This window comes from Streptomyces sp. NPDC049577 (genome assembly GCF_040675635.1).
GTDB lineage: Bacteria > Actinomycetota > Actinomycetes > Streptomycetales > Streptomycetaceae > Streptomyces.
On record NZ_JBFAPH010000409.1, the window covers coordinates 1 to 4,975 of the forward strand.

Sequence of the window (4,975 nt, forward strand, 5' to 3'; positions counted from 1 at the left end):
CGGTCCGGGCAGTCGACGAGCTCCAGCCGCACGTCGCCCGTGCCCGCCGACTCCTCCCACAGCCCGGCCAGCCGCCGGGCCCGTGTCTCGTCCACAGCCGTCCGCCGCCCTCGGCGACGACCCGCAGCCCGAGCAGCCGCTTGCCGGGCGTGCACCCGACCGTACCGACGGTGAGCAGGGCGAGCAGGAAGAAGATCAGCAGGGCCCAGTTGCCGGTCCGCTGGGGGTCGCCGTGGGAGAAGAATCCGTAGGCGACGAGCATGCACAGCGCCCAGTCGACGAAGACGGCGCCGAAGCGCCGTCCGAGGGGGGCGATGGAGCCGGGCCCCTGCTCCGGCAGGCCCAGGCGCTCACCCCGGTGACCGAATTCGATGCCCATCTCCTCGGCCGCCGCGCGGGGGCCGGAGAGCCACGAGCCGATTGCTTGCCTGTTGTCCACCCGTCAACGGTACTGCGACGGCATACGATCTCCGGGCTCCGGGTCCACGACACTCCTCCACCACGACATGACAATCACCGCGCGCCGATTAACCTCGGCGAAACAATCGGGTCATGCTTGGGAAATCCCGTCTCTCTAGGGTCGGCCCCAGCGCGCCAACGCGAAACGGATTACGCGACTCGGACCGCGCCACGCAAGCAATCCCCGACCGCGTGCGGCCGGGCTAGGAGGAGTTGGATGTTCCAGAACGCCGATGACGCCAAGAAGTTCATCGCTGACGAGGACGTCAAGTTCGTCGACGTCCGGTTCTGCGACCTGCCGGGCGTGATGCAGCACTTCACGGTGCCGGCCGCGGCGTTCGACCCGGCCGAGGAGCTGGCCTTCGACGGCTCGTCGATCCGTGGCTTCCAGGCCATCCACGAGTCCGACATGGCGCTGCGTGCCGACCTCTCCACGGCCCGTGTCGACCCCTTCCGCCGCGACAAGACCCTCAACATCAACTTCTTCATCCACGACCCGATCACCGGCGAGCAGTACAGCCGTGACCCGCGGAACGTGGCGAAGAAGGCCGAGGCGTACCTGGCCTCCACCGGCATCGCCGACACCGCGTTCTTCGGCCCCGAGGCCGAGTTCTACGTGTTCGACAGTGTCCGCTTCGAGACCAGCGCGAACCAGTCCTTCTACCACATCGACTCCGAGGCGGGCGCCTGGAACACCGGTGCGCTGGAGGACAACCGCGGCTACAAGGTCCGCTACAAGGGCGGCTACTTCCCGGCCCCGCCGGTCGACCACTTCGCCGACCTGCGCGCCGAGATCTCCCTGGAGCTGGACAAGGCCGGCCTCCAGGTCGAGCGCCAGCACCACGAGGTCGGCACGGCCGGCCAGGCGGAGATCAACTACAAGTTCAACACGCTGCTCGCCGCCGCCGACGACCTGATGCTCTTCAAGTACATCGTGAAGAACGTCGCCTGGCGCAACGGCAAGACCGCGACCTTCATGCCCAAGCCGATCTTCGGTGACAACGGCTCCGGCATGCACGTCCACCAGTCGCTGTGGCAGGGCGGCGAGCCGCTCTTCTACGACGAGCAGGGCTACGCGGGCCTGTCGGACACCGCCCGCTACTACATCGGCGGCATCCTCAAGCACGCCCCGTCGCTGCTGGCCTTCACCAACCCGACGGTGAACTCCTACCACCGCCTGGTCCCCGGCTTCGAGGCCCCGGTCAACCTGGTCTACTCGCAGCGCAACCGCTCCGCGGCCATGCGCATCCCGATCACGGGCTCCAACCCGAAGGCCAAGCGCGTCGAGTTCCGCGCCCCGGACCCGTCCTCGAACCCCTACCTCGCCTTCTCGGCCCTCCTCCTGGCCGGCCTGGACGGCGTGAAGAACAAGATCGAGCCGGCCGAGCCGATCGACAAGGACCTCTACGAGCTCGCCCCCGACGAGCACGCGAACGTCCCCCAGGTCCCGACCTCCCTCCCGGCCGTGCTCGACGCCCTGGAGGCGGACCACGAGTACCTGCTGGCGGGCGGCGTCTTCACGTCCGACCTGATCGAGACCTGGATCGACTACAAGCGCACCAACGAGATCGCCCCGATCCAGCTGCGGCCGCACCCGCACGAGTTCGAGATGTACTTCGACATCTAGGAAGCGCGTAGACCGACGGTGAGGGCCGTCACCCCGGAGACCGGGGTGACGGCCCTCACTCGTGCGTTCACTCGTACGTTTTCCGCCATCCTCGACGGCACTCCCAGTCGCTCCGGCCGGACGGCAACAGGAATTCCCCTCCCCCTCCGTGGCGTGAACACGTCGCGTATCTCTCCCGCCACTCGACCGACATGATCTTGCGCTGCTTCACTTGCGCGGCGGAAAACGGAGGCGCTCAGCAGGAGGAACCGGGATGTCGACCGCAGCGCACCGGCAGCGGCCGGAGCAGTTCGAGGGGCCGGCGGGGCGGGCGCAGCTCAGTCTGGGGGTCGCCGCCGCGCGGAACCTGGCGACCACGACCAAGAGCGCCCCGCAGATGCAGGGCATCAGCTCGCGGTGGCTGCTGCGGATGCTGCCCTGGGTCGAGGTGAAGGGCGGCACGTACCGGGTCAACCGGCGGCTGGTGTACGAGGTCGGCGACGGGCGGGTGACGTTCGTGCAGGAGGGGGCCTCGGTCAAGGTGGTCCCGGCGGAGCTCGGGGAGCTGGCGCTGCTGCGCGGGTTCGACGACATCGAGGCGCTGCGGGCGCTGGCCGAGCGGTGCGAGCAGCGGGAGTACGGGCCCGGCGAGGTGATCGCCGAGCGGGGCCGGCCCGTCGACCACGTCTTCCTGATCGCGCACGGCAAGGTGGAGAAGACCGGCGCCGGGCAGTACGGCGCCGAGACCCGGCGCGGGGTGCTGGCCGACGGTGCCCACTTCGGCGGGCAGATGCTGGCCGAGGAGCCGGGCACGTGGCAGTTCACGGCACGCGCGATGACGGCGTGCACGGTGCTGGCCCTGCCCCGGTCGGCCTACGAGGCGGTGGCGGGCCGCAGCGAGCGGCTGCGGGCCCATGTCGGCCGGCGCCGGGCCGAGCAGGCGCGGCCGCGGAACAAGAAGGGCGAGGCGGAGATCGCGCTCGCCTCCGGGCACACGGGCGAGCCGGTACTGCCGGGCACGTTCGTCGACTACGAGCTCGCACCGCGCGAGTACGAGCTGAGCGTGGCCCAGACGGTCCTGCGGGTGCACAGCCGGGTCGCCGACCTCTACAACGACCCGATGGACCAGATCGAGGAGCAGCTGCGGCTGACGATCGAGGCGCTGCGCGAGCGCCAGGAGTCGGAGCTGGTCAACAACCCGGAGTTCGGGCTGCTGCACAACGCCGACCACAGCCAGCGGATCTCCACCCACTCCGGGCCGCCCACCCCGGACGACATGGACGAGCTGCTGAGCATGCGGCGCGGGACCGACGCGTTCTTCGCGCACCCGAAGGCGATCGCCGCCTTCGGCCGCGAGTGCAACAAGCGGGGCCTCGCCCTCGACCGCGCCGAGGTCGGCGGTCACGGCGTGCCCGCCTGGCGGGGCGTGCCCCTCCTGCCCTGCGGCAAGATCCCGGTCTCGGAGGAGGGCACGTCCGCGATCCTCGCGACGCGCCTGGGCGAGGCGGACGAGGGTGTGGTCGGCCTGCGGCAGACCGGCATACCCGACGAGTACGAGCCGGGCCTGAACGTGCGGTTCATGGGCATCAACGACCAGGCCCTCATCTCCTACCTGGTCAGCACCTACTACTCGGCGGCCGTTCTGGTGCCGGACGCGCTCGGCGTCCTGGAGAACGTCGAGGTCTTCGGCACCCCGTCCTGAGGAGGGACCCGTGTCACTGCCCACCGGGCCCACGGGGCTGGGCACCTCCGCCGCCCGTATCGTGCGGCGGAAGCCGGCGGCCGCCAACGCCCCGGCCGTCCCCGAGCTGTACTGCCCGCCCGCCGTGCGGGACGATCCGGCGCTCGCCGAGGAGGTCAACGGCCGGCTCGTGGCATGGGCCGAGGAGCTCGGGCTGTACGCCGGGCGGCTCGACCGCGTGCGCGCGGCGGACTTCGGGCGTCTGATGATGCTGGCCCACCCCGACGCGGACGACCCCGACCGCCTGCTGGCGGCCGGCAAGTGCGCGCTGGCGGAGTGGGCCACGGACGACTACTACTGCGACGACGAGACGATGGGCTCCGCGCCCGTCACGCTCGGCGCGCACCTGGGCGTGGCGTACGCGGCCGTCGACCCCTCCCACCTGCCGGCCGCCCATGTGCCGGCCCTGGAGAAGGCGATGCGCGACGACCCCGTGCGCGCCGCCCTGCGTTCCGGGCTCGCGCATCTGTCCCGGTACGCGGAGGCGTCCCAGCTGAACCGGCTGCGGCACGAGATCGCCGTGCTGTTCACGGGTTACTGCCAGGAGGGCTCCTGGCGGACCCAGGGCCGGATGCCCGCCGTGTGGGAGTACCTGGCGCACCGCCAGATCAACAGCTTCCTGCCGTGCGTCGCCCTCACCGACGTGGTCGGCGGCTATCTGCTGCCGACCGCCGAGTACGCCGACCCCCGGGTGCGCCGGGCCGTGACGATGGCCTCCACCGCGGCCACGCTCGTCAACGACCTGTACTCGATGGCGAAGGAGGAGCACTCCTCGGGTACGGAGTTCAACCTGCCCACCGTGATCGCCGCGGAGGAGCGCTGCTCGCCGCGCGAGGCGGTCGAGCGGAGCGTCCGGATCCACGACGAGCTGGTGCGCACCTTCGAGTTCGAGGCCGCGGCCCTGGCGCTCACCGGCTCGCCCCAGCTGCGCCGCTTCCTCGCGGGGGTGTGGGCCTGGCTGGGCGGCAACCGCGAGTGGCACAGCGGCAGCCCCCGCTACAACGGCGCCGTCTGAGCGCCCCTGTCCACCCTTACCGAGGAGTTCCCGCGTGACAACCGTCCCCGCCCCGTCCGACGTCCTGCGTACCGCTTACCAGAGGTCGGTCGCCGACTACTGGAACAAGGAGAAGGACCCGGTCAATCTGCGTCTGGGCGACGTCGACGGCCTG

General features: G+C 70.8%; 4 protein-coding genes and 1 pseudogene. 4 read left to right on the top strand and 1 reads right to left on the bottom strand.

Features of this window, described 5'->3' with window-relative positions:
- Window positions 1-439 (bottom strand): RDD family protein (locus AB0K09_RS29710; RefSeq protein ID WP_366068507.1); only part of this gene is annotated, 439 nt, incomplete at its 3' end.
- Between the two features lie 237 nt (window positions 440-676).
- On the opposite strand from AB0K09_RS29710, the gene glnA reads away from it, so the two are divergent.
- From glnA to AB0K09_RS29730, 4 genes and pseudogenes are all read left to right on the top strand, one after another.
- Window positions 677-2,086 (top strand): type I glutamate--ammonia ligase, encoded by a 1,410-nt coding sequence (gene glnA / locus AB0K09_RS29715; RefSeq protein WP_366068508.1) that lies wholly within the window; start codon window positions 677-679, stop codon window positions 2,084-2,086.
- A 253-nt stretch (window positions 2,087-2,339) separates the two neighbouring features.
- Window positions 2,340-3,767, top strand: a complete 1,428-nt coding sequence (locus AB0K09_RS29720; protein ID WP_366068509.1) for a family 2B encapsulin nanocompartment shell protein — start codon at window positions 2,340-2,342, stop codon at window positions 3,765-3,767.
- Between the two features lie 10 nt (window positions 3,768-3,777).
- Window positions 3,778-4,821 carry a family 2 encapsulin nanocompartment cargo protein terpene cyclase gene (locus AB0K09_RS29725; RefSeq protein ID WP_366068510.1) on the top strand — a complete coding sequence of 348 codons (1,044 nt, stop codon included), beginning with the start codon at window positions 3,778-3,780 and terminating at the stop codon, window positions 4,819-4,821.
- Window positions 4,822-4,855: 34 nt separating this feature from the next.
- A pseudogene (locus AB0K09_RS29730) lies at window positions 4,856-4,975 on the top strand (SAM-dependent methyltransferase); the annotation flags it as partial.

What these genes read in the sequence shown, in the direction of transcription:
- glnA (WP_366068508.1), top strand. Translation starts at nt 677, where the DNA reads ATGTTCCAGAACGCCGATGACGCCAAGAAGTTCATCGCTGACGAGGAC.
- AB0K09_RS29720 (WP_366068509.1), top strand. Translation starts at nt 2,340, where the DNA reads ATGTCGACCGCAGCGCACCGGCAGCGGCCGGAGCAGTTCGAGGGGCCG.